Source organism: Catenuloplanes sp. NPDC051500 (assembly GCF_044454585.1).
In the GTDB taxonomy this organism is placed as follows: Bacteria; Actinomycetota; Actinomycetes; order Mycobacteriales; family Micromonosporaceae; genus Catenuloplanes.
Window position 1 is genome coordinate 351,392 of the sequence record NZ_JBITDX010000003.1, and the last position, 23,450, is coordinate 374,841.

Annotated in this window: 22 protein-coding genes and 1 pseudogene; 15 read left to right on the plus strand and 8 right to left on the minus strand. The window is 71.5% G+C overall.

What is annotated here, in order from left to right; all coding sequences use genetic code 11:
* Position 1 precedes the first annotated feature (1 nt).
* Both ACIA8K_RS08175 and ACIA8K_RS08180 read left to right on the plus strand, forming a co-directional pair.
* Positions 2-607 (plus strand): HAD family hydrolase, encoded by a 606-nt coding sequence (locus ACIA8K_RS08175; RefSeq protein ID WP_396056726.1) that lies wholly within the window; start codon positions 2-4, stop codon positions 605-607.
* A gap of 111 nt (positions 608-718) precedes the next feature.
* Entirely contained in the window at positions 719-1,105 is a 387-nt protein-coding gene (locus ACIA8K_RS08180) for a cold-shock protein (protein WP_396056283.1), read from the plus strand.
* A gap of 96 nt (positions 1,106-1,201) precedes the next feature.
* Here ACIA8K_RS08180 and ACIA8K_RS08185 read toward each other — a convergent pair whose 3' ends face one another.
* The 3 genes and pseudogenes from ACIA8K_RS08185 to ACIA8K_RS08195 form a co-directional block, all read right to left on the minus strand.
* Positions 1,202-2,023, minus strand: a complete 822-nt coding sequence (locus tag ACIA8K_RS08185) for a 1,4-dihydroxy-6-naphthoate synthase (RefSeq protein WP_396056285.1) — start codon at positions 2,021-2,023, stop codon at positions 1,202-1,204.
* A 483-nt stretch (positions 2,024-2,506) separates the two neighbouring features.
* Complete coding sequence (locus ACIA8K_RS08190; RefSeq protein ID WP_396056287.1) at positions 2,507-3,463, minus strand: futalosine hydrolase; 957 nt, start codon at positions 3,461-3,463, stop codon at positions 2,507-2,509.
* 643 nt (positions 3,464-4,106) lie between these two features.
* A pseudogene (locus ACIA8K_RS08195) lies at positions 4,107-5,552 on the minus strand (MFS transporter); the annotation flags it as partial.
* Between the two features lie 92 nt (positions 5,553-5,644).
* On the opposite strand from ACIA8K_RS08195, the gene ACIA8K_RS08200 reads away from it, so the two are divergent.
* A complete protein-coding gene (locus tag ACIA8K_RS08200; RefSeq protein WP_396056289.1) occupies positions 5,645-6,460 on the plus strand; it encodes a DUF3027 domain-containing protein in 816 nt (271 codons plus the stop codon).
* Here the strand turns inward: ACIA8K_RS08200 and ACIA8K_RS08205 are convergent.
* Entirely contained in the window at positions 6,451-6,726 is a 276-nt protein-coding gene (locus ACIA8K_RS08205; protein WP_396056728.1) for a DUF2530 domain-containing protein, read from the minus strand. The genes ACIA8K_RS08200 and ACIA8K_RS08205 overlap by 10 nt on opposite strands.
* A gap of 169 nt (positions 6,727-6,895) precedes the next feature.
* Between ACIA8K_RS08205 and ACIA8K_RS08210 the strand changes: the two genes are divergently transcribed.
* The 5 genes from ACIA8K_RS08210 to thpR all read left to right on the plus strand — a co-directional run bounded on the left by ACIA8K_RS08210 (position 6,896) and on the right by thpR (position 11,468).
* Positions 6,896-8,341 (plus strand): NCS2 family permease, encoded by a 1,446-nt coding sequence (locus ACIA8K_RS08210; protein ID WP_396056291.1) that lies wholly within the window; start codon positions 6,896-6,898, stop codon positions 8,339-8,341.
* 136 nt (positions 8,342-8,477) lie between these two features.
* The gene (locus ACIA8K_RS08215; protein ID WP_396056293.1) at positions 8,478-8,912 is read left to right on the plus strand and encodes a MarR family winged helix-turn-helix transcriptional regulator; all 435 of its coding nucleotides are present in this window, start codon (positions 8,478-8,480) and stop codon (positions 8,910-8,912) included.
* 61 nt (positions 8,913-8,973) lie between these two features.
* Positions 8,974-10,284 carry an MFS transporter gene (locus tag ACIA8K_RS08220; protein WP_396056295.1) on the plus strand — a complete coding sequence of 437 codons (1,311 nt, stop codon included), beginning with the start codon at positions 8,974-8,976 and terminating at the stop codon, positions 10,282-10,284.
* A 138-nt stretch (positions 10,285-10,422) separates the two neighbouring features.
* Complete coding sequence (locus ACIA8K_RS08225; RefSeq protein ID WP_396056297.1) at positions 10,423-10,899, plus strand: hypothetical protein; 477 nt, start codon at positions 10,423-10,425, stop codon at positions 10,897-10,899.
* A gap of 8 nt (positions 10,900-10,907) precedes the next feature.
* The gene (gene thpR / locus ACIA8K_RS08230; RefSeq protein ID WP_396056299.1) at positions 10,908-11,468 is read left to right on the plus strand and encodes an RNA 2',3'-cyclic phosphodiesterase; all 561 of its coding nucleotides are present in this window, start codon (positions 10,908-10,910) and stop codon (positions 11,466-11,468) included.
* A 1,399-nt stretch (positions 11,469-12,867) separates the two neighbouring features.
* On the opposite strand, the gene sepH is transcribed toward thpR, so the two are convergent.
* Positions 12,868-13,950, minus strand: coding sequence for a septation protein SepH (sepH, locus tag ACIA8K_RS08235; protein ID WP_396056301.1), 1,083 nt, complete (start codon positions 13,948-13,950; stop codon positions 12,868-12,870).
* Between the two features lie 225 nt (positions 13,951-14,175).
* Positions 14,176-15,303 carry a phosphoserine transaminase gene (gene serC / locus ACIA8K_RS08240; RefSeq protein WP_396056303.1) on the minus strand — a complete coding sequence of 376 codons (1,128 nt, stop codon included), beginning with the start codon at positions 15,301-15,303 and terminating at the stop codon, positions 14,176-14,178.
* 100 nt (positions 15,304-15,403) lie between these two features.
* Here serC and pdxH point away from each other — a divergent pair, with 100 nt between their 5' ends.
* The 4 genes from pdxH (at position 15,404) to ACIA8K_RS08260 (ending at position 18,076) form a co-directional block, all read left to right on the plus strand.
* Positions 15,404-16,048, plus strand: a complete 645-nt coding sequence (gene pdxH / locus ACIA8K_RS08245; RefSeq protein WP_396056305.1) for a pyridoxamine 5'-phosphate oxidase — start codon at positions 15,404-15,406, stop codon at positions 16,046-16,048.
* A 35-nt stretch (positions 16,049-16,083) separates the two neighbouring features.
* Positions 16,084-17,031, plus strand: a complete 948-nt coding sequence (locus ACIA8K_RS08250; RefSeq protein ID WP_396056307.1) for an aldose 1-epimerase family protein — start codon at positions 16,084-16,086, stop codon at positions 17,029-17,031.
* A 9-nt stretch (positions 17,032-17,040) separates the two neighbouring features.
* Positions 17,041-17,646: a nitroreductase family protein gene (locus tag ACIA8K_RS08255; RefSeq protein WP_396056309.1), complete on the plus strand. Its 606-nt coding sequence runs from the start codon at positions 17,041-17,043 to the stop codon at positions 17,644-17,646.
* Between the two features lie 112 nt (positions 17,647-17,758).
* Positions 17,759-18,076 carry a type II toxin-antitoxin system VapB family antitoxin gene (locus ACIA8K_RS08260; RefSeq protein WP_396056311.1) on the plus strand — a complete coding sequence of 106 codons (318 nt, stop codon included), beginning with the start codon at positions 17,759-17,761 and terminating at the stop codon, positions 18,074-18,076.
* Positions 18,077-18,094: 18 nt separating this feature from the next.
* Here ACIA8K_RS08260 and ACIA8K_RS08265 read toward each other — a convergent pair whose 3' ends face one another.
* On the minus strand, positions 18,095-18,976 hold the full coding sequence (locus ACIA8K_RS08265) for a CDP-alcohol phosphatidyltransferase family protein (protein ID WP_396056313.1): 882 nt from the start codon (positions 18,974-18,976) through the stop codon (positions 18,095-18,097).
* Between the two features lie 208 nt (positions 18,977-19,184).
* Between ACIA8K_RS08265 and ACIA8K_RS08270 the strand changes: the two genes are divergently transcribed.
* Positions 19,185-19,856, plus strand: coding sequence for a DUF4230 domain-containing protein (locus ACIA8K_RS08270; RefSeq protein WP_396056315.1), 672 nt, complete (start codon positions 19,185-19,187; stop codon positions 19,854-19,856).
* Positions 19,857-19,904: 48 nt separating this feature from the next.
* Here ACIA8K_RS08270 and ACIA8K_RS08275 read toward each other — a convergent pair whose 3' ends face one another.
* Entirely contained in the window at positions 19,905-20,117 is a 213-nt protein-coding gene (locus ACIA8K_RS08275) for a PspC domain-containing protein (RefSeq protein WP_396056317.1), read from the minus strand.
* Between the two features lie 153 nt (positions 20,118-20,270).
* On the opposite strand from ACIA8K_RS08275, the gene ACIA8K_RS08280 reads away from it, so the two are divergent.
* Complete coding sequence (locus ACIA8K_RS08280; protein ID WP_396056319.1) at positions 20,271-22,115, plus strand: CDP-alcohol phosphatidyltransferase family protein; 1,845 nt, start codon at positions 20,271-20,273, stop codon at positions 22,113-22,115.
* Complete coding sequence (locus ACIA8K_RS08285) at positions 22,115-23,308, plus strand: glycosyltransferase family 2 protein (RefSeq protein ID WP_396056321.1); 1,194 nt, start codon at positions 22,115-22,117, stop codon at positions 23,306-23,308. Before ACIA8K_RS08280 ends, ACIA8K_RS08285 begins: the two co-directional genes overlap by 1 nt.
* Positions 23,309-23,450: the final 142 nt, after the last annotated feature.

The window sequence follows — 23,450 nt, forward strand, 5'->3', positions numbered from 1 at the left end:
GGTGCTCGCGGTCGGCTTCGACCTGGACATGACGCTCATCGACTCCCGGCCCGGCATCGCGGCGAACTACCGGGAGCTGTCCGCGCGCACGGGCGTCCCGGTCGACGCCGACCTCGCGGTCAGCCGGCTCGGCCCGCCGCTGCGCACCGAGCTGGCCAACTGGTTCCCGCCGGACGCGGTCGAGGACGCGGTCACCACGTTCCGCGCGCTCTACCCCGACCACGCGGTCACCCCGAGCCTGCCGATGCCCGGCGCGCTCGACGCGCTGCACGCGGTGCGCGCCCGGGGCGGACGTGTGGTAGTGGTCACATCCAAGCTCGGCCGACTGGCCCGGCTGCACGTCGAGCACCTCGGCCTGCCGGTCGACGAGATCGCCGGCGACCTGTTCGCCGAGGGCAAGGCGACCGCCCTGATCGAGCACGGCGTGCGCGTCTACGTGGGCGACCACACCGCCGACATGGTGGCGGCGACCACGGCCGGCGTGCCCGGCGTCGCGGTCGCCACCGGCCCGTGCGCGCCGGACGAGCTGACCGCGGCCGGAGCGGTCACTGTGCTCACCGGACTCGCGGAATTCCCCGGCTGGTTGGCCGATCATCTCGACCGTTGAGTGACAGCGGGGCGGCCGGGATTGCGGTTGGTCCGTAACCGTGCGGTCAGTAGCCTTGTGGGCACAGGGCGGCACACGGCCGCCCGTTGTCCAACGGAGTTGAGGTCCGCGGTGCCTACGGGTCGAGTGAAGTGGTACGACGCGCAGAAGGGCTACGGCTTCGTCACAAGTGATGAAGGCGGCGATGTGTTCCTGCCCAAGGGCGCGCTCCCCGCTGGCGTCACCGAGCTCCAGGGTGGGCAGAAGATCGAGTTCGGTGTCGTTGACAGTCGCAAGGGCGCCCAGGCGATGGGCGTCACACTGCTCGAGGCCCCGCCCTCCGTCGCCCAGTTGCGGCGCCGCCCCGCCGAGGAGCTGCACGGCCTCATCGAAGACATGATCAAGGTGCTGGAGGCGAAGATCCAGCCGGACCTGCGCCGCGGCCGCTTCCCGGACAAGCGGAGCGCGCAGAAGGTCGCCCAGGTCGTGCACGCGGTCGCCCGCGAGCTGGAGATCTGACCCTGTTCCACATGGAAAGGGCCCCCGTCGTGGGGGCCCTTTCTCATGCCTCAGTGTCGTGCGGTGCGGCTCCACGCGCCCCGGCGCTTCGAGCGATCAGGGCGCCGTGAGCGTCGGCACGCTCGGCGTGAACCCCGCCGCCGCGGCCCGCCCGAGCAGCGCGTTGATCGCCTCGTAACCCTCGTCGCCCAGATCCGCGGTGAACTCGTTGACGTACAGCCCGATGTGCTGCTGCGCCACCGCCGGATCCATCTCCTGCGCGTGCGCCATCACATAGTCGTGGCTGGCCGCCGGATCGGCCCACGCCTGCCGCACCGACTCCCGGATCCACGCGGTCGCCGCCACCGGATCGACGGTCCCGCGCCGCGCCAGGATCGCGCCGAGCGGAATGGGCAGCCCGGTGTCCGACTCCCACCACTCACCCAGGTCGACAAGCGACCGCAGCCCGTGGTTCTGATACGTGAACCGCGCCTCGTGGATCACCAGGCCCGCGTCCCACCGCCCCGCGGCCACCCCCGGCATGATCTCGTGGAACGGCACGACCTCCACCTTCGCCGGCTGCCGCTCACCGGCCCAGAGCCGGAACAGCAGGTAGGCCGTCGTCCGGTCACCCGGCACCGCCACTGTCGCGCCGGTCAGGTCCGCCCGGTCGTCGTTCACCAGCAGCAGCGGCCCGCACCCACGGCCGAGCGCCCCGCCGCACGGCAGCAACTCATAGGTGTCGAGGAGCCACGGCAGCGCCGCATACGACACCTTGACCAGGTCGAAATCGCCACGCTCCGCCGCGGTGTTCGTCACGTCCACGTCCGCGAACGTCACCTCGAGCGGCGGTGCGTCCGCTACCAGACCGTGGGCCAGCGCATGAAAGACGAACGTGTCGTTCGGACACGGCGAATACGCCACAGACAGCGGGTTCATCCTGCCACCGTAACCATCCGCAGCCCCGGCCACGATGTGGCCTTCATCCTGCTCTTCCCACTCCCGCGGTGGTCCGGCCCGCATGCTCCCGCGGGCCGCGGCCCCGCGGTGGTCAAGAAAAACCGCGGCACCTCCCGACCGCCCGGCCGGCGCGACGCCCTCGGCCGGTCGGAGAAGCGCCTCGGCGGGTCGGGAAAGTCCCCTCGGGCCGTCCACCGGGCCGTGTCGCTGGTGCACGGTCTCGACGGAATCGGAGAAGCCGCCCTGTGGCGACCGTCGGGCTGCGCGGTCGCCTGCACAAATCAGGCGGGTGACGGCTGGTCCTCGGGCTCGGCGGTCAGGGTGACGGCTGGTCGCCGGTCTCGCCGGGCTCGGCGGTCAGGGTGACGGCTGGTCGCCGGTCTCGCCGGGCTCGGCGGTCGGAGTGACGGCTGGTCGCCGGTCTCGCCGGTCAGGGTTGCGGCTGGTAGTCGGGGTCGGCGGTCAGGGCTGCGGCTGGTCGCCGGGCTCGGCGGTCAGGGTGGCGAAGGTGGTGGTGAGCGCGGTCAAGGCGGCGGGAAGGTTCCAGGCGGCACGGTCGCGGGGGCCGACCGGGTTGGAGATCGTGCGCAGCTCCGCGAAGGCGATGCCGGCGGCCCGGGCGGCGACGGCCACGCCGTAGCCCTCCATCGCCTCGACCAGCGCGGACGGGTGCCGACCGGCGAGCGCGGCGGCGCGGTCGGCGGTGCCGGTGACGGTGTTCACGGTGAGCACGTCGCCGGAGAGCGCACCGGGAAGCGAGTCCTGAAGCAGCGTGGTCAGCCCGTCGTCCGTGATCACCACGCTGCCGCCGAAACCGAGTTCCTCGATCGGCAGGTAGCCGTCCGGCGAATCCGCCCCGAGATCCGCCGCGATGCTGCGGGTCGCGATCACCGTGTCGCCCACGGCGGCCCGTCCGTCGAACGCCCCGCCGATCCCGGCGGAGATCACCGAGGCGTAGGGCCGTCCCGCCGCCTCGGCCAACGCCAGTAGACGCGCGGTACCGGCCGCAGCCTCCGCCGACCCGACACCGACCACGGCCACCAAGATCTGCGTGTCGACGCCGTCCGCCAGATGCCCGCCGGCAGTCGCGTATTCAGCGTCTGCCTGCAGCCCTGCGTCAGCGTGCTGCCCGGCGTCAGCGTGCTGCCCGGCGTCAGCGTGCTGCCTCCCGGCGTCAGCAGGCTGCCCGGCTGCAGCGGGCTGCGCCACATCAGCCTGATGTCCAGCGGCAGCGGGGTGGGGGAGGCCGGCGCGGACGGCGGCGGCCTCCGGCTCGACGGCGGTTACGACAAGCAGTGGGCCTAGCAGCGGGAGCGGCACCTGTTCATCATCCCCTGTCCGGGCCGTCCGGGCCCGGAGCGCGGCTCTGGCCGGACGGGCGGTAGACGTGGAAGCCGGGCGGCGGCTCCCGTTGATCATCGACCCGGGTCGGCGGGTTGTCGATCCGGGTGGGCGGCAGGTCGGGGTCGTGCGCCCGGTCCGCGCGCAGCGGCGGGTTCAGGTCGCGCGGACGTTCCGAGGCGCCGGACGGGTCAAGGTCGCGTGGACGCTCGGAGGAGCGCACCGGGTTCAGGTCGCGTGGCCCGGCCGGGCCCCCGGGGGAAGCGGACGGCGCGGACACGGTCGGCACGGCGGCCTCCTGACCGCGCTTCCAAGGCTGCCACCAGCGCGGCCTCCCGGCACCGGTCACCGCAACGCCGCCGGCCCCGCCCGCAACGCCGCCGCCCGCGCCCGCAACGCCGCCGCCCGCGCCCGCAACGCCGCCGCCCGCGCCCGCAACGCCGCCGCCCGCACCGCCGGTCGCCCTAGCACCGCCGGCAGTACCGCCGGCCGTTCCTGCGGTGCCGCCGCCGACCCCGCCCACGCCCGGACCGCCCGGGACGCCGGGTGGGCCGGAGCCCGCGGTCCGGGTGCCGCCCGCGTGCTCGGCGCGCGTGTCCGCGCTGCCGCTCCGGTAGGGCGACGGCCGGCGCACGGGTGGCGCCCACGGGTCGGACGGCGTCAGGTCCTCCGGTGCGCGGCGCGGAACGGGCCGCTGAGCGGCTTCCGGCGCGCGTCCCGGACCGGGCGGTGCGAGCGCCTCGTCCGGGCCGTCTGCGGGGCTCTCCGGCGTACCCTCGAAGGGTTTTGCGGAAAGTTCAGGCGTGCCGAGAGGCGCGGCAGGCATGCCGGTGAGTCGTTCGCCGCGGAGGCGGGTGACGGTCCAGGCGGCGCGGCCCGCGGAGAGCACGGCGAAGATTGCGGGTACGGCGAGGCCGGAGCGCAGGCCGAGCGGGATGAGCGCTATCGCGCCGCCGCCGACCCAGGCCAGCATCAGGATCGTCTCGGAGTGGGCGAACGCGCTGGCCCGCATCCGTTCGGAGATGCGCTCCTGGATGGTGGCGTCCACGGTGAGCTTGGCGATGCCGGACATCGCGGCGGTGACAAGCGCGAGCAACGCCAGCATGCCGAGCGTCGGCCGGATGACTGTGAGCACGGCGAGCCCGGCCACGATGACCAGGCCGGTGGACTGCAGCCAGAGCGGGCGGTGGATGCGCAGCCGGGTGCCGGCGGCGGTAGCCAGGAACGCGCCGATGCCGAGCGCGGCGCCGATGGTGGCGAGCGCGGCCTGGTCGGTGACGGTCCGGCCGAGGAGTTCGGGGACGAGGTCGTCGCCCTTGATCGCGAACGCGGAGAAGAGCAGCAGGAAGCCGTAGACCGCGCGCAGCGAGGCGGCGCCGACAAGTGAGGCGGTGACGAGCGTGCCCTCAAGCGCGCGCGGGCCGCGCCGGCGTACGCCGAACAGGGCGGTGATCGGCCGGGGGACGGACTCCGGCGGCTCCGAGTCGGCCTTGGGCGGCAGCCGGAGCGCGATGATCATGCCGACCACGAAGATCACGGCGGCCACCCGCATCGGCCACTGCGGTCCGGCCCAGACCGCGGCCAGGCCGATCGGGAGCACGATCGCGCCGGCGATGGTGCCGAAGATGCTGCCCCGCGCGCCGGCCTGGGAGAGGCTCAGCCCGGCCGGCAGCAGCCGGGGCACCGCGGCGGAGCGCGCCACGCCGTACGCCCGGGAGAGCGCGAGCACGCCGAACGCGGCCGGGTAGAGCGCGATGCCGTCCAGGTTGTCGGAGATCGTCCAGGCCAGGAATGCCCGGCCGAGCATTGTGGTGGCGAGCGCGTACCGCCGGCCGTGCCGGAAGTGGTCGAGCAACGGCCCGACGACCGGGGCGAGCAGCGCGAACGGCACCATGGTGATCAGCAGGTAGAGCGCGACCTTGCCGCGCGCCTCGCCGAGCGGTACCGCGAAGAAGATCGTGCCGGCCAGCCCGAGCGTGACGAGCGTGTCGCCGGCGATTGACGCGGCGTGCAGGTCCATCAGGCGGATCATGCCGGTCTCGCCACCGGCGCCTCTGGCCCGGACCACGCCGGCATGACGGCCTGCCCACCGGGTGCCGGTGAGCACGCCGTGGAAGAAGAGCCGGACAGTCCGGATCATCAACCCGAGGAATTGCATGCCTCCCATCCTGGCCCATCCGGACCAACTCCGCCCCACGCGGCCGGGCCCGGAACGGGGTCAAGTGGTAGGGATGCCGATGGGTAGGCAACAATGGACGGGTGAGCAGGATCGCCGCCCGGGCCGCAAAACTCGACCAGGTCTGTGCCGAGGCCATCGACATCGCGCGCGACGCGATCACGGATGTGGATGCATCCGAGGTGGGCGAGCACCTGGAGGTGATCGCCGAAGGGGACCGGCTCGTCACCCATCTCTTCGACTGCCATCTGGCCGGCTATCGCGGCTGGAGGTGGGCGGTCACGGTGACGCGCGTCTCGCGCAGCAAGCACGTGACGGTCTGCGAGACCGTGCTGCTCCCGGGTCCGGACGCGTTGATGGCCCCCGGCTGGCTCCCGTGGAACGAGCGCCTTCAGCCCGGCGATCTCGGCGTCGGCGACCTGATGCCGACCTCGCCGGACGACGACCGGCTGGCCCCGGGCTACGTCGAGTCGGACGATCCGGCGGTCGAGGAGGCCAACTGGGAGCTGGGCCTGGGCCGGCCGCGGGTGATGTCCCGGTTCGGCAGGCAGGACACCGCCCAGCGGTGGTACGAGGGCGACCAGGGCCCGGAGGCGCCGATCTCGGTGGCGGCCCCGCGTGCGGCGCGCTGCGGCTCGTGCGGGTTCTACCTGCCGCTGGCCGGCGCGCTGCGTCAGGCGTTCGGCGTCTGCGGCAACCTCTACGCGCCGGACGACGGCCGTGCGGTGAGCATCGACCACGGCTGCGGCGCGCACTCGGAGACGCTGCAGGACGCGGACGCGCACGTCGAGGAGCTGCCGACGATCTACGACGACAGTGAGGTCGAGGCGGTGGCGGTAAGCCGCGCGCCGGGCTCGGTCGAGGGCGACGAGCCCGCCGAGCCGTACGGTCACGGCTGAGTCTTACGCCGCCTGCTCCGGTGGGCGTCGTGCCGCATCATCGTGGCCGTGCCCGGGAAGCCGAGCAGGAACCCGGCGAGGCAGATCCACAGCCAGTCGGCGCGGCCGGTGGAGTCAAGCCAGTCGCGGAAGAAGAGCATCAGGACCAGGCCGGTGACGGCCCAGGCGATGGTGCCGCCGAGCGCGAACGGGACCATCGGCGGGTCGATCGGTCGGGGGCGGGGCCGCTTTTCGGGCTCGCCGGGAACCCCGTCACCCGGCGTCATGTCGGACGTCGGCAGCGGAACTGGGGATCGGGCCACTCTTCAAGAGTACGTCCAGCGTGACAGCCGCCAGGTCAGCGGTACGTATCAGAAACATTTGTGACCTTATGCGGACTCACTGTGTTTGGGACCATGACCCACTCAAGTCCCGAACATCACCAGTGAGGTACCCATGGCCGGTTCACCGGCGGAGACGACGACGCCCGCCAGCGGCTTCGACCGATTCTTCGAGATCACCGCGCGCGGCTCAACGCTGAGTCGCGAGATACGCGGTGGTTTCGCCACCTTCTTCACGATGGCCTACATCGTGGTGCTCAACCCCCTGATCCTCGGCGCGGCGGTGGACGGCGACGGCGCCTCACTTGCCATCCCGGCGATCGCCGCAGTCACCGCTCTGGTCGCCGGCCTGATGACGATCCTGATGGGTGTGGTGGCGCGCTTCCCCCTCGCGCTGGCCGCCGGTCTGGGCGTGAACGCGCTTGTCGCCTACGAGATCGCCCCGCAGATGACCTGGGCCGACGCGATGGGCCTGGTCGTCATCGAGGGCGTGATCATCGCCATCCTGGTGCTTACCGGTTTCCGGCAGGCGGTGTTCCGCGCCGTGCCGACCGAGTTGAAGACCGCGATCGGCGTCGGCATCGGCCTGTTCCTGGCGCTGATCGGCTTCGTCGACGCGGGCTTCGCCCGGGGCTCGGCCGGCTCGCCGCCGCTGCTGCTCGGCATCGGCGGTCAGCTGGTCACCTGGCCGGTGCTGGTCTTCGTGATCGGTCTGCTGATCACGCTGGTGCTGATGGTCCGCAAGGTCAAGGGCGCGATCCTGATCGGCATCCTGGGCGCGACGGTGCTGGCGCTGATCGTGGAGGCGGTCGCGAAGGTCGGCCCGGCGGGCGGCCCGGCCGGCAACCCGCACGGCTGGTCGCTCAACGTGCCGACGCTCGACAAGGACTGGTCGATCGCGCCGGACCTGTCGCTGCTCGGCAACTTCAACGTGTTCGACTCGTGGGGCCGGGCCGGCGTGCTGGTCTGCCTGATGTTCGTCTTCACGCTGCTGCTGACGGACTTCTTCGACACGATGGGCACGATGGTCGCGGTCGGCCAGGAGGGTGACCTGCTCGACGAGGACGGCAACCCGCCGCGTACCCGCGAGATCCTGCTCGTCGACTCGATCGCGGCGGCCGCCGGTGGCGTGGCGAGCACCTCGAGCAACACGTCCTACATCGAGAGCGCGGCGGGCGTGGGCGAGGGCGCGCGTACCGGTGTGGCGAGCCTTGTGACCGGCGCGTTGTTCCTGGTGGCGGTGCTGGTGTCGCCGCTTGTGCAGATCGTGCCGTTCGAGGCGGCGTCCGCGGCGCTCGTCGTGGTCGGCTTCCTGATGATGACCGCGGTCCGCACGATCGACTGGACCGACTGGGAGATCGCGATCCCGGCGTTCCTGACAATCGTGCTGATGCCGTTCACCTACTCGATCTCGAACGGCATCGGCGCCGGCGTGATCACGTACGTGCTGCTCAAGGTGGTGTCCGGCAAGGCCAGGGCGGTGCACCCGCTGCTGTACGGCGTGGCCGCCCTCTTCGTCCTGTACTTCCTTCGCGGTCCGATCGAGGCCGCGATCCTCTGATGAGCGGGCGCCGGGGGGTACGGTTCTCCGAACCCTCCGGCGTTCACTCACGCGGAGCGCGGTGAGGGCGATCATATTCGTAGTAGTTAGCCAGGCTTATTAGCTAGGCTAAGGAACGTGACGGAGCGGGACTGTGATGGTGGAGCGCACGACAGCGCTGCAACAGGCCCTGGGGCTGCGCGAAGCGATCACCCGGCTCAACCGGCGACTGCGCCAGGCGCGGCCCGTCGGGGACCTGACCATGGCGCAACTGTCCGCGCTGACCAGCCTGGAGCTGGCCGGGGCGCTCAGTCCGCGCGAGCTCGCGGACGTCGAGCGGGTGCAGCCACCGACGATGACCAAGATCATCGCGAAGCTGGAGGACCGGGGCATGGTGCGCCGCGATCCTCATCCCACCGACGGCCGGCAGGTCATCCTGCGAACGACCGAGCAGGGTCGGCTGGCATACGACCAGGTGCAACGGGCGCACAACGAGTGGCTCGCTGACCACCTCGCCGTGTTGTCGCCGGAGGATCTGGAGACCCTCAGGCGAGCTGCCGAGATCATGCACCGGGTCGCCAGGGCCGCCTGAGACACGCCTCGTCACACCGGCAGCACCACCACGCCGCGAGACGAGGGAGGCGCACGAACCCGTGCGGGCAACTCTGAACACCACATTCCGGTCCCTGGCCGTCCGTAACTACCGGCTGTTCGCCACCGGGCAGCTGGTGAAGCTGATCGGCGTCTGGATGATGTTCACGGCCCAGGACTGGCTGGTCCTGGACCTCTCCGGCAACTCCGGATCCGCGCTCGGCATCGTCACCGCGCTCCAGTTCCTGCCGGTCCTGCTGCTCACGCTCTACGCCGGGAAGCTCGCCGACAGGTACGACAAGCGCCACATCCTGATCGGCGCGAACGCCGCCTACGCGGTCCTCGCGGTCGTCTTCGCGATCCTTGTCGCGTCCGGCGCGGTCGAGCTGTGGCACGTCTTCGTCTTCGCCGGCCTGCTCGGCACCGCCAACGCGATCGAGACGCCGGTCCGCCAGTCGTTCGTCTCCGAGCTGGTCGGCATGACGCTGCTGCCGAACGCGCTCTCGCTCTCCGCGGCCACGTTCAACATCGCCCGGGTCAGCGGTCCCGCACTGGCCGGCCTGGCGATCGCGACGCTCGGCATCGGGCCGGTCTTCCTGATCAGCACGGTGCTGGCCATCTCGCCGGTCTTCTCGTACCTGCGGATGAACGCCGGCGCGCTGGTCCGTACCGGGCTCACCACCGGCAAGAACGCCAAGGGCAGCGTGCTCGACGGCCTCCGCTACGTGTGGACCCGCGGCGACCTGCTGCTGGTGATCGTGGTGATGGCCGTGGTCGCGATGATCGGCTTCAACTTCCCGGTGACGCTTGCCGTGCTGGCCAAGGTGTCGTTCGGCGCCGGAGCGGCCTCGTTCGGGCTGCTCACCACCGCGCTCGCGCTCGGTGCGCTGGGCGGGGCACTGGCCGGGAGCGCCCGGACCGCGCGGCCGTCGATCTACTCAGTGCTGCTGCCGGGTGTGGCGTTCGCGGCGCTCGAGGTGCTGGTCGGCTTCGCACCCACCTTCTGGGCGGCCGCGCTCCTGCTCGTACCCACCGGTTTCTTCATGATCTTCTTTGCGCAGGCCGCGAACCAGCGCGTGCAGCTCGGCACGGACGCGGCCTACCGCGGGCGGGTGATGGCGCTCTACGTGCTTGTCTTCCTCGGCACCACGCCGATCGGGGCGCCGCTGGCTGGCTGGTGGTCGGAGCTGTTCGGCCCGGCCGTGAGCATCGCGCTCGGCGGCGCGGTCTCGCTTGTCGCGGCGCTGGCAGCCCTGGCCTGGCAGCTGCGCCGGTCCGGCGAGCGGCTGCGGCTCACCTGGCGCCCGATACCCCGGCTGTCGGTGGTCGCCCCGCGCGTCACAGCCGCCGAGCCGAACGTGACAGTTGCATGACGGACAGTTCCACGAATGCAGGCTCGCGTTCGTCCATCACCCGATCGGAAGAATTGCAGTCAGCCAGGTGGCTCATTTTTGTCAAGAACCCCCCAAATCCGTAGTGATCATTGCCACTGCGCGCCTACCGTCTGCATCGTGAGCGACAAGCACATGGTGGTGCTGGCACTGCTGCTCATCGCGATGTTGTGCCTGCCCATCCTCCTGGCCCTCTACGCCAACGGCACCGGCGACCACCTCCGGGGCCGCTGGCGCCCGGCTGCGCGAGCCACCCGTCGGTCCCTGCGACGCATGACGGTGCGTGACTGCGTCATGCACGATCGGCTCAACGATGACTGGGACGGCATTCCCGCCGCCCGGCCGAGTCCCGCGATCGAGAACCTCGAAGCCGACCTGCGCCGCCTCTACCGCGACCGTCTCGGCATCGCCACCCAGTCGCTGGTCTGGCACATCGCGGTCCTCCGCGCGTACGACACACGGCTGCGCCTCGCCAGCCAGTGCCTCGGCGTGCCCGAGCACATGGAGGCGCTGACCGGCATGGACCTGGAGATCGAGCGGCTGCGCATCGAGCACGAGCTGGAGGCCGCCGGTCTGGTGCTGCGCCCGGCGCGTTAGCGTCGGGCGTGCGCGTCTTCGCCGGCATCTACCCTCCGGAGGAGGCGTGTGCCCACCTGGCCGCGCGCGTCGGCACGCTCCACATCAGCTCCGCCGGTCTCGACACCCGGCTCGCGTCCCGTGTCCAATGGCACGTCACGCTGGTCTTTCTCGGCGAGATCCCGGACGGCCGCCTCCCCGAGGTCGACGCCGCGCTGACGACCGCCACCCACTCCACCGGCACGAAGCCCGCCCGCCTCCGCATCGCCGGCGGCGGGCGCTTCGGCCGGGGACGCCTCACCATCCTCTGGGCCGGCCTCACCGGCGAGGTCGACCGACTCACCCGCCTCGGCGAGACCACCCGCCGCACGCTCGCCCGCGCCCACCTGCCGTTCGACAGCCGCCCGTTCCGCCCGCACCTGACCCTCGCCCGCTCCGGCGACCGGGTGGACCGCCTCCAGGTCGACGCGGACCGCGCCGCCCTCGACGCCTACGAGGGCCCCGAATGGCCAGTCACCCACCTCCGCCTGATGCGCAGCCAGCTCACCCCCACCCCGCTCTACACCGAACTCGCCCGCTACGACCTCTAAATTCCTCGAACCCCCAAGGCGAAGAGCCTGCTGTCCCGCTTCCGCGGTGGTCACGTTCCGCGCGCTCCCGCGGCCGCGGATCCGTGGCTGGTCACCGAAACCCCACGTGCGCCCCAGCCCGGCCCTTGTGCCCGAACGGTGTGTGGCCCGCCTGTGGCCCGCCTTCCCGGAACCGCATCAGCCCCGCCGACGGCGATGATCACGCAGGGGGGTTCCCGACCACGGCGAGGCCGGCTCCGAGCGACGTCCGGAGCGCCAGCGGAGCCCGGCGCTCCGGTTTGCCCGCGGGAGCAGCTCTGTTGCCCACTCGCGTGCGGCGGCCTGGGACCTGACGATCGAAGGCTGGCATCGAGGCCGGGAGTGTGGCGGTTTGTTCCGGCTGGTCGGCGGTCTCGCGGCACGCGGGGGCAGCACGGCCATCGTCTAAGCGGCGGTTGGTCAGGGGCAGCACGGTCATCGTCGAAGCGGCGGTTGGTTAGGGCGGCCTCGGCCTGGGTGGTCGCAAGGGCTGGCACCGAGGCCGTGAGCTGGCGGGAGGGGCGGCTGGCCTCGGCCTGGGTGGTCGCAAGGGCTGGCACCGAGGCCGTGAGCTGGCGGGAGGGGCGGCTGGCCTCAGCCTGGGCGGTTGCAAGGGCCGGCACCGAAGCCGGGTGCCGCCGAAGGATCAGTCGATCTTGGCTTTCATGTGTCGCCGCGCCAGGGCAATGGTGGCTCGGGCGCTTCGCGCCGAGATGGGTTCGTTGTTCGGGATCTCACGTCCATCTGGAAGGATCTTGACGTAGGACTTTCTGGTCTTTCGGCGTCGAGATGAGCGTGCAGGTAGGCACTCATATAGCGAAATGTCCGGCGCGTAGCGCTCGGACCTGGGCACTGACCGCGGATCTCCACATGACGCGGGTCGTGAGCGTGGGCTGTGTCCTGACATATGCGGATCCGGTGTTGCTTTGCGTTCATGCCCGGCCTTGAGAGCTGCCGAAGTGCCGCGACAGACCCGCACACCTGCGGAACTCGCGGCCTCGGTGCCGGTCCTTGCGCCCACCCATACCGGAGCCGCCTCGGCCCGGAGCCGCCTCGGCCCGGAGCCGCCTCGGCCCGGAGCCGCCTCGACTCAAGCTGCTTCGACCCAAAGCCGCCACGACCGGCAGCGGCCGAGGCGACGGCAGTGCTGCTCTCGACCTCCGCAACCACAACGACCAGCCGAAACCACTCACCACGCCCAGCCGATTCGATCGTCGGTCCCCAGGCGACCCGAATGGGCAACAGAGTCGGGAGCGTGCGGGCCGGACCACCGCGGGAGCGGGAAAGGCAACAGATCGTGATCTGTGCTTCGGGGCCGGTTCGGGGAAACGAACGGCGGCGCGGAAGAGGATCCGCGCCGCCGTTGCGTGAAGCTGAAGGGTCAGCTGGTCTCGCGGGCCGCCGGGCCGCCGCCGAAGAGGACGTCGTCCCAGCTGGGGAGACGCTTGCGGGGCTTGCCGGAGGCGTCGGCGGACTCGGGCGCGCCCTGGCCGGTGGCGGTACGGCGGGGGCGCAGCACCGCGAGGGACGGGACGGCCGGCACCTCCTTCGGCAGGTCGGCGTCGTCGTCGAAGGCGGAGCCGGCGCCGCCGCCGAGCAGCGCGGCCGCGCCACCCACGGTCGGAGCGGAGCGGGGGCGGATCGACTCGGTAAGCGAGGCCGGGTCGAGCGAGCGGCCGGAACTCTGGCCGAGCGGGCGGTCGAGCGAGGCAAGCAGCGCGTCGCGGCCGGCACGGATCGGGTCGCGGGCGATGAGCTCGCGGTTCGGGCGCTTCTCCTGTGAGGTGCCGGGGAGGCCGTGACCGCCGCGGCCGGGCTCGGAGCGGCCGGGCATCGGCAGGCCGTGGCCGCCGCGCTCGGGTGCGGGCTCCTGGCCGAGGATCGGTGTCGGGCGCTCGGCGCACAGGTATTGCGCCATGTCGTCGTGCGGCGCGACCACCTGGCGGGACTTGTCGAGGTCCCACGAGGCCTGCGCGGTCGCCTTGCCGGACGGCCAGGTGGCGACGATGCGCCACGTGCCGTCCTCGCGCCGGTACGCATCCCAGGAGATCTTCTCGGTGTCGATGCCGTGCTGGGCGAGGCGGCCGTCGACGACCTCGGCCAGCGGCGCACCGCGCTCGGAGGTCTTGAGCCGGGTCCGGCGTGCGTGCTGGGCGAGCATGGCCCGCTCCTGCAGCACCGGCCCGGCGTAGCGGAGCACACGGTCGACCGGGACGCCGGCCACGCGCGCCACCTCGTCGGCGGACTCGCCGGCCCGGATCCGGGCCTGGATGTCGCGGGGGGCTAGCGTGGCCCTGATCTCGGTCGCGGTGCCGGCGACGGCGAGGTTGGCCCCGCCGGGCTCGGCGTGAAGCGCACCGGAGATGCGCTCGTCGAGGGGGAGCGCCAGGAGTCGGCCGACTTCGTCGGCGAGCACCAGGGCCTGGCCGTCCTCGGAGAGGGCGACGAAGCGAACAGGCCGCATTGTGGAGCCTCCGTCCCGTCCGTGTCGCTGAACCGAGTATGGCTGCGCCGAGAATCACGTGTGGATGCGCTGGCCGTGCCCCTAGCACACAGTGCGCGGAGCCTTTCCCGGACACGGTACGCCGAATGGGCCTCTGATGGGAGTTAGCCACGCGGTGTGTCGTTTGACCAGCTCGAATTGATCACCTCAAGCGGCCAAATTACGCTAAAGGCAGACAAATAACTACTAAAGCCGCTCCACCACATAGTCGATGCAGTGCGTCAGGCGCTCCACGTCCGCCGGGTCCACGGCCGGGAAGAGCGCCACCCGCAGCTGGTTGCGGCCCAGCTTGCGGTAGGAGTCCGTGTCAACGATCCCGTTCGCCCGGAGCACCGCGTTGACCGCGTCCGCGGACACCTCGGGGGCCAGGTCGATCGTGGCCACCACGTTCGACCGGATGGCCGGGTCGGTCACGAACGGCGTCGCCACCGAGGACCGCTCCGCCCAGCCGTAGATGATCGACGCGCTCTCCGCCGTGCGCTTCGCGGCCCAGGCCAGCCCGCCCTGCGACAGCATCCAGTCGGTCTGCTCGGCGGCCAGGAAGATCGTGGAGAGCGCGGGCGTGTTGTACGTCTGCTCGAGCCGGGACTGGTCGATCGCGGTGACCAGGTCCAGGAACGCCGGGATGTACCGACCGGACGCCTTGACCGACCGGGCCCGCTCGATCGCGGCCGGGGAGAACAGGCCGAGCCAGATGCCGCCGTCCGAGCCGAAGCACTTCTGCGGCGCGAAGTAGTAGACGTCGGTCTCGGCCACGTCCACGTCCAGGCCGCCGGCGCCGGAGGTGGCGTCGATGAGCATCAGCGCGTCCGGGTCGGCGCCGGCCACCCGGCGTACCGGCACGGACACGCCCGTCGAGGTCTCGTTGTGCGGGATGCCGTAGACGTCTACGCCGGCCTCCGCGACAAGCGTGGCGGCGGTGCCGGGGTCGGCCGTGCGCACCGTCGGGTCGCCGAGGAACGGCGCGTCCCGCACCGCCTTCGCGAACTTCGCGCTGAACTCGCCGTGCGTGGCCAGCTGGGCGCGGTCGCGGATCAGGCCGAACACCGCGGTGTCCCAGAACGCGGTGGCGCCGCCGTTGGAGAGGATCACCTCGTAGCCGTCAGGAAGCGAGAAGAACTCGGCCATGCTCCGGCGCAGGCGCGCGACCTCGTCCTTCACCGTCTTCTGCCGGTGTGACGTGCCGAGGTACGTCCGGGACACGCGCGACAGCGCCTCCACCGCCTCGGGCCGGACCTTGGACGGGCCGCAGCCGAACCGCCCGTCCTCCGGGAGCAGCGAGTCTGGGATGCGGATCGGCGACGTGTCTGCCACGGTGATCGAGTCTTCCTTCCGGGGGTCTGTCTGGGAACTGAACGATCCCACATCGCCGGAGCGCACGAAAAGCCGAAATACGCCGACTACCGTGCACGTCATGTCCGAGCTCGCCGGCATGCGCCGGGAATACCGACCCGATCGTGGCCTGCGCCGCGACGACCTGGCCGCCGACTGGACCACGCAGTTCGCCAGGTGGTTCGCCGACGCCCAGGCGTTCCCGCTTCCGGAGCCGAACGCGATGGTGCTCTCCACCGCGGACGCGGACGGGCGGCCGAGCAGCCGCACCGTGCTGCTCAAGGACGTCGATGCGCGCGGCTTCACGCTGTTCACGAACTACGACTCCCGCAAGGGTACGGAGGCGGCCGCGAACCCGTACGCCGCGCTGCTCTTCCCCTGGCACCCGATGCACCGCCAGGTCCTGGTCAGGGGTGCTGTCGAGCGGGTAAGCGCGGCGGAGACCGAGGCGTACTTCGCGACCCGCCCGCGCGGCTCCCAGCTCGGCGCCTGGGCCAGCCCGCAGTCCTCGGTGCTGAGCGGCCGGGACGATCTGGACGCCGCGTTCGAGCGGGTCGCCGCGCGGTTCGAGGCGGACGTGGAGATCCCGCCGCCGCCGCACTGGGGCGGGCTGCGCGTGGTGCCGGAGAGTGTCGAGTTCTGGCAGGGCCGGCCGAGCCGCCTGCACGACCGGCTTCGTTACCGGCGCGTAGGGCAGGAGTGGGTGGTGGAACGGCTGGCTCCCTGAGCCCGCGTTAACCCCTAGCTGGCTAAAGTTCGTCCATGACTTCTGTCGCGCACCAGTCCGGGGCCGTCGCCGAGCCGCTCTCCGGTACACAGTGGACCATCGCCGCGGACGGCCACGAGGCCGTCGTCGTCGAGGTGGGCGGTGGCCTGCGGTCGTACCGGGTGAACGGCGTGGACTACGTGTCGGGCTACGCCGACGACGAGCTCGCGGCCGGTTGCGCGGGCCAGATCCTCGCGCCTTGGCCGAACCGCATCCGGGACGGGAAATACTCGTTCCAGGGCACGCAGCACCAGCTGTTCCTCACCGAGCCGACCCGTGCGAACGCGCTGCACGGACTTGTCAACTACTCCCGCTGGCACGCGGTGGAGCAGTCGGCCGACTCGGTGACGCTTGAGTACCTGATGCCGGCACAGCCCGGCTACCCGTGGCCGCTGCGGCTGCGTACCACCTGGCAGGTGAGCGCGGCCGGGCTGAAGGCGTCGCACGAGGTGAAGAACCTGGCGGCGCAGCAGGTCCCGTTCGGGTTCAGCGTCCACCCGTACCTGCAGATCCCCGGCCTGCCGGTGGACGAGCTGACGCTTACGCTGCCCGCCCGCAACCGGCTGATGGTCGACTCGCGGCTGCTGCCGGTCGGCGCCGCGAAGGTGGCCGGTACCGAGTACGACTACACGGAGGGCCGCCGGATCGGCTCCGCGGTGCTCGACACCGCGTTCGGCGACGTGATCCACGCGGAGGACGGCACGTCGACCGTCGTGCTGACCGGCGGCGGCGCCGAGGTGCGCGTCTGGGCGGACGGCGAGTTCGGCTGGTGGCAGGTCTTCACCTCGGACACGCTCGGCGGCGACCGGCTGCGCAAGGCCGTCGCGATCGAGCCGATGACCTGCCCGCCGGACGCGTTCCGGTCCGGCCGCGGGGTGATCGTGATCGAACCGGGCGACACCTGGCGGGGCGTCTGGGGCGTCACGCCGGTCCCGGCCTCCTGAGTCGCGGGCATGGAGTTCGCCGAGGTGGTGCGCAAGCGCCGGATGGTCCGCAACTACGATCCGGACCGCCCGGTCCCGCCGGCCGTGGTGGAGCGGCTGCTTGCGCACGCGGTCCGCGCGCCCTCGGCGGGCTTCTCCCAGGGCTGGGGCTTCCTGGTGCTGGAGGACCCGGCCGACCGGGAGCGGTTCTGGACCGCGACCAGCCCGAACGGCGGCGCCATGAGCAACTGGCTGGCCGGGATGAGTCGGGCGCCGCTGGTCGTGGTGCCGCACTCGAACCGCTCGGCCTACCTCGACCGGTACGCGGAGCCGGACAAGGGCTGGTCGGACCGGGACGAGAAGCGCTGGCCGGTGCCGTACTGGGACGTGGACGCCGGCATGGCCTCGCTGATGATGCTGCTGAGCGCCGTGGACGAGGGTCTTGGCGCGTGCTTCTTCGGCATTCCGCCGGAGCGGACGGGCGCGTACCGGGAGGCGTTCGGGGTGCCCGGGGAGTTCGTGCCGGTGGGCGCGCTGACGATCGGATACCGTGCCCCGGATCGTCGCTCTCCGTCACTGAAACGGGGACGCCGGCCGCAGACCGAGGTCATTCACCGCGGTCGCTGGGGTGGGTGATTCACATCCCGGTCGGACCACGGCTTACGGGGACGAATCAACCGCCGGTCCGGGTCGCTAGGCTGACTACCGCCAGGCCGGCAACGGCGTCAGGTGAGGGGAGCGTGCCGTCGTGATCTTCAAGGGGGTTCGGGACGGTCGGCCCTATCCGGAGCACGGGCTCACGCTGAAGCAGTGGGCGGAGATCCCGCCGAGGCCAATTCGGCTGGATCAGCTGATCACGACCAAGCGCGAGCTCGCGCTGGACAAGCTGCTGGCGGAGGACTCGACGTTCTACGGCGACCTGTTTCCGCACGTCGTCCAGTGGAACGGTGGGATGTACCTGGAGGACGGGCTGCACCGGGCGCTGCGTGCGGCCCTGCAGCAGCGCAACCAGATCCACGCGCGGGTGTTCCTGTTCAGCGAGTTCAGCGAGATTCCGGCGGGCTAGGCCAGTCGCGGGGGTCCGTCATCCCAGGATGGAGGACTCCCGCAGGCCGGTCATCTGCCGCTCGAACGACCTGGTGGAGAGCCACAGCTTGTAGATCAGCCCGGCCTCGAAGATCAGCAGCAGCGCGCCGGTGCAGACCGTGACGATCGCGGTCTGGTTGATCAGCGGCCCGACGATGAACACGAACATCTGGAACTCGATGCCGCTGACCAGGTGCGGGCGGATCCGGTAGCGGCGCAGTACGTTCCGCAGGCCGATGAACCGGCCGTACCGGGAGCGGAATTCGCCGTTGATGTCCCCGAGCGCGGCGTCGTCCGCCTCGCCGGCCGGGAGGGCGTCTATCGCCTCCTCCACCCAGCGCAGCTCCGCGCCGTCGTCCAGCCCGGCCGCGCGCCGCGCCGCCGCCATCTTCAGCCGCATGTCCGCGCGCACCTTGGTCATCTGCGCGCCGTTGAGGTAGCGGAACATGTTGATGAACAGCACCAGCCCGCCGAGGCCGAGCCAGTAGTCGTCGCCGGTCGCCGCCCACTGCCCGCCGAACAGGCCGGCGGTGCAGGTCAGATCCTTGATCCGGTCGCAGACGAAGTCGAGCCAGGCGCCGAACGCGGACCCGTCGCCGCGCAGTCGCGCGACCTTGCCGTCCATGCAGTCGAACACGAAGCTCAGGTGGAACAGCAGCGCGCCGACGGCCAGCCAGGGCCGGGTCGCCTGCCAGAACGAGACCGCCGCGCCCGCGCCGAGCAGGAACGCGACAAGCGTGAGGCGGTTCGGCGTGATCCAGCGGAAGCGGGCCACCCGGCGCACGATCGGCGTCGCCACCGGGTCGACAAGCAGCACGGTCCACCAGGCGTCCCGGTCCTTCAGGGTGGCGCGGACCTGACCGGCGGTGAACGTGCTCAAGATTCGGACCCTTCGGGATAGTTAACAACAGAAGACCCAAAACCGACTATAAGGGTACGCCGGAGTCTCGATTCGCGCCTGTCGTACCCCACCCGTACCGTCTAGGGCAGGTAGCAACAGCGCTGAAAAGGGCGGGTGAGCCGCGATGGGCGGCAACAAGGGAATTGACCAACCGACCAGTGAAATGCCAGCTCAGCAGGTTGATGGGGTGACGGCGCCGGTGGCTCCCGAGCCGGAGCGCAGCAGCCGGGGCGTCTTCTGGGTGGTGGCCGTCCTGCTCGTGGCGCTGGTGGCCGGCCTGATCGGTGTGCGCGTGACGGGTCTGCTGCCCAGCCTGACCAACCCGTTCGCCGAGCAGGAGACGGACCGCAGTCAGCCGCCGCTGCTGCAGTCGATCCAGGACTTGAGTCGGTACGTGGCTGCCGAGGGCAACTTCCAGGTGGTGGTGGACACCCAGCGCAACCGGGAACACGTGCCGGACTTCCTGCTCAACGAGCGCACGCTGTTCGTCGCGGCCGGCTCGGTCGAGGCCTACGTCGACTTCAGCTCGATCTCCGACGACGCGATCGTGGTCTCCGAGGACGGCAAGACCGCCACGATCACGCTCCCGGCCCCGCAGCTCGGCGAGACGAATCTCGATCAGGAGCGCAGCTACGTCTTCTCCGAGGAGAAGGGCCTGCTGAACCGGATCGGCGACGCCTTCGGCCAGGATCCGAACAAGCAGCAGGCGATCTACGTGCTCTCCGAGGAGCGCATCGAGGCCGCCGCCCGGGAGAGCGAGCTGCCCCAGCGCGCCCAGGAGAACACCACGAAGATGCTGGAAGGGCTGCTGCGGTCGCTCGGCTACGAGAAGGTGACAGTCACCTACACCGCGCCGTGAGCATGGCGAAGGCCGCCGGGGAGACCCCGGCGGCCTTCTGCGTCAGCGTCAGTACGCGGCGGTGTGGCGATCCTCGTTCGGCACCAGGATCCACAGCACGATGTAGACGATGAACTGCGGGCCGGGCAGCAGGCAGGACAGCACGAAGAGCAACCGGGTCAGGCCGGCGCCGAGTCCGAAACGGCGCCCGAGGCCGGAGCAGACGCCGGCGATCCAGCGGTTGTCGCGCGGCCGGGTGAGACGGCGAGGCGACGAAGCCATGGTGCTCAACTCCTCAGTTCGTGGCACGTGGTGATGTGCCGATGACTAAACGGTACGGAGTGGAGTCCACCCCGCCATCCGTCTGGAAGGGGATCTCTCCCCTGATTCCCGTAGGGAGTCGCCACTAAGCGGCCGATATCGGGTTGATGTGGCGTGACACTCGCACTGCTGGCGGCCGCGGAGGCCGTCGAGACCGCCCGGCGCGACCGGCTCAGAGCGCGATTGCGCCGCGCCGGAGCCACCGAGATCGTGGAACCCGGCACGGCCGCCGAGCTGTCCACGCTGCTGCGCAACGGCGACGGGCCGGTGCTGATCGTCGCCGCGGACCTGGTCGCACACGACGCGGTGCTGTGGCACCTGGCCACCGAGCCGGGCGACAGGTCGACGGCGCTGGTCCGCAATGGTGACGGACCCCACCCGGTCCAGGTCGACGGTGACGGGCTCCGCCCGGCCCAGACCGACGGTGACGGGCTCCGCCCGGTCGGGGACGGCGGCGGGCACGGGCTCCGCCTGACCCAGGCCCGCGGCGTGATCACAGGGGTGGCAGCCACCGGGCCGGTCGTGTTCCTGGGTGCGGTGCGGGTGGCGGGCCGGGACCGGCAGCGCGCGGCCGCCGCCGCCGAGCTGATCGGGCACGGGGACGACCTGGTCGACGGGTTGGTGGGTTCGTGGCTCCGGGCCGGCGCGCGGCTCCACGCGTACCCCCTCAGGCTCTTGATCGCCCGTCGGTGCCGGACCGGCGAGGCGGCGACCCGGGCCGAGACGGAGATCGCCGGGGTGGACGAGGAGCGGGCACGGCTGCGGCTCGCGGTGAAAGAGCGCGACGACTTCGTCGCCACGTTCCTGGTGAGCAGCTGGTCGCCGGTGCTGACCCGGATCTGCGCCCGGCTGGGGCTCACACCCGGCGGCGTGACAGCGCTTTCGGTGGTCTGTGCGCTCGGCGCCGCGCTCGGCTTCGCGCAGGCGTCCCGGCCCGCGATGATCGCCGGCGCGGTGCTGCTCTACCTCGGGTTCGTGCTCGACTGCGTGGACGGGCAGGTGGCCCGGTTCACCAGGCGGTTCACGCCGCTCGGCGGCTGGCTGGACACGATGGCGGACCGGGCCAAGGAGTACGTGGTCTACGCCGGTCTGGCCGCCGGCGCGGTGCGGCTCGGGCACGACGAGGGCTGGTGGCTCGCGGTGGCGGCGATGACGCTCCAGACCGTCCGGCACACCACCGACCACTGGTACGGCGTGCTGCACGACGCTGCGGTCCCGTCCGGGCCAGTACCGGGCGGTCGCCTGGCGCAGCCGCCGTCTCCCGCCCTCACCAGGACCGGTGGGGCGCTAGGGCGGCTCTCCGACCGGGTGATCGCGGACGGGCGGTCGCCGCTCTACTGGCTGAAGCGGATCGTGGTCTTCCCGATCGGTGAGCGGTGGGCGCTGATCGCGGTGCTTGCCGCGTTCGCCGGTGGCCGGGTGGCGCTGCTGGCCGTGCTCGGCTGGGGCGTGGCCGCGCTGGCGTACACGCTGACGTTCCGCGGACTGCGCTCGCTCGCCATGCGGAGGTCCGTGTCGGCGACCGGGGACGCGTGCCGGCAGCGGGACGACGGGCCGCTCGCCCGGCGGCTCCCCGCCCTGGCCGGCCGGCTCGACTGGCTGGTCCCGGCGGCGCTTCGGCTGATCGAGTACGCGGCTCTGATCGGCGCCGCCGTGCTGCACCGGGTGCCGCCGCAGCTGGCGTTCGTGCTGCTCCTTGCGGTGGCGATGCACCACTACGACCTGGCCGCGCGTCCGGGCTCGCGGTGGTCGCCGCGCCTGGAGCCGGGCTGGGACGGGCGCGCGCTTGTGGCAGTGGTTTTCGGCGGCGTGGCCTTCCCGGTGGTCGCGGTCTGGACCCTTGGCGTGCTGTCGTGGCGGGTCGTCACCACCCGTACGCGCCAGGCCCGGCTTCCCGCTCAGGGCGGGTCGGCGCGAGATGCTGAGCGCGCGTTCGCGGCAGGAAGGCAGGCCCGCTGATGGGGTCCGTGATCAGTGTCGTGGTGCCGATCTACAACGTGGCGCCGTATCTGGTGGAGTGTCTGGAGTCGATCGCCGCACAGACCTACGAGGATCTCGACGTGGTGCTTGTCGACGACGGTTCCACTGACGGCAGCGGGCGGATCGCCGCCGGGTTCGCCGCGCGCGACGCCCGTTTCCGGCTGGTCACCCAGGAGAACGCCGGGCTCGGCGCGGCCCGCAACACAGGAGTCCGGCACGCGGGCGGCGAGCTGCTGCAGTTCGTGGACAGCGACGACGTGCTGCCCCGGCACGCGCTTGAGGTGCTGGCCGCCGCGCTTGAGCGGACCGGTTCCGACTTCGCCACCGGGAACACGCTGCGGCTCGATTCGCGCGGCCTGGGGCCGTCCCGCATGCATCGGCGGATCTTCACGCACACGCGGTTGCGCACCCACGTCAGCCGGGACCGGGAGCTGCTCGGGGACCGTACCGCCTGGAACAAGCTGTTCCGCCGGGAGTTCTGGGACCGGCACGGGCTCGCGTTCCCGGAGGGCGTGCTCTACGAGGACACGCCGGTGATGGTGCCGGCGCATGTGCTCGCCGGAACCGTGGACGTGGTGGATGTGCCGGTCTACCACTGGCGGCGGCGGGAGGGCGGCGAGCGGTCGATCACGCAGCGCCGGGAGGAGCTGCGGAACTTCGTGGACCGGGTGGACGGGGTGGACCGGGTCAGCCGCTTCCTGGCGGGCGTTCCGGGGCTGCGGCGCGCGTACGACGCGTCCGCCGTGCGCGCCGACCTGGCGCACTATCTGCGCGTGCTGCCCGAGGCCGGTGACGAGTACGTCGCGCTGTTCCTGGACCGGTGTGGCGACGTCCTGGCCCGGGTGCCGGCGCGGGACCTGGCCGCGCTGCCGGCCGCCATGCGCGTGCAGTGGCACCTGGTCCGGCAGCGGCGGGTGCCGGAGCTGTTTGAGGTGATCCGGGCGAGCCGGGACGGCGGCGTGCCTGTGGTGCGGCGCGGGCTGCGGCGGTACCGGGCGCTGCCGTACCTGGACGCCGGACTGCCGTATCTGCCACGGCGGCTGTACCGGGCCGGCCCGTCGCGGTTGCGGCGGCTGATCGCCCGGCTGGCCACCGTTCCGCCCCGCCTCCACCCGGCCGAGGCCCGGATCTTCGTCGATATCGTCGCCGCCGCGAGAGATTCGTCCCGATAAATTCCCTGCAATGCGCGCAAAACGGTCAGGTGTGCCATTTCTGTAGTGGGGTAATTACTCCGCGAACATGGCACGTTTACCCGATTGGCTAATTCCGATGACGCTCGTCACAGTGGACACAGCTGGGGGCCGGCCTCACGAA

Coding starts and splice junctions, on each gene's coding strand:
- ACIA8K_RS08185 (WP_396056285.1), bottom strand. CDS start 2,023: ATGAACCCGCTGTCTGTGGCGTATTCGCCGTGTCCGAACGACACGTTC.
- ACIA8K_RS08190 (WP_396056287.1), bottom strand. CDS start 3,463: ATGATCAACGGGAGCCGCCGCCCGGCTTCCACGTCTACCGCCCGTCCG.
- ACIA8K_RS08205 (WP_396056728.1), bottom strand. CDS start 6,726: ATGACGCCGGGTGACGGGGTTCCCGGCGAGCCCGAAAAGCGGCCCCGC.
- ACIA8K_RS08210 (WP_396056291.1), top strand. CDS start 6,896: ATGGCCGGTTCACCGGCGGAGACGACGACGCCCGCCAGCGGCTTCGAC.
- ACIA8K_RS08215 (WP_396056293.1), top strand. CDS start 8,478: ATGGTGGAGCGCACGACAGCGCTGCAACAGGCCCTGGGGCTGCGCGAA.
- sepH (WP_396056301.1), bottom strand. CDS start 13,950: ATGCGGCCTGTTCGCTTCGTCGCCCTCTCCGAGGACGGCCAGGCCCTG.
- pdxH (WP_396056305.1), top strand. CDS start 15,404: ATGTCCGAGCTCGCCGGCATGCGCCGGGAATACCGACCCGATCGTGGC.
- ACIA8K_RS08250 (WP_396056307.1), top strand. CDS start 16,084: ATGACTTCTGTCGCGCACCAGTCCGGGGCCGTCGCCGAGCCGCTCTCC.
- ACIA8K_RS08255 (WP_396056309.1), top strand. CDS start 17,041: ATGGAGTTCGCCGAGGTGGTGCGCAAGCGCCGGATGGTCCGCAACTAC.
- ACIA8K_RS08275 (WP_396056317.1), bottom strand. CDS start 20,117: ATGGCTTCGTCGCCTCGCCGTCTCACCCGGCCGCGCGACAACCGCTGG.
- ACIA8K_RS08285 (WP_396056321.1), top strand. CDS start 22,115: ATGGGGTCCGTGATCAGTGTCGTGGTGCCGATCTACAACGTGGCGCCG.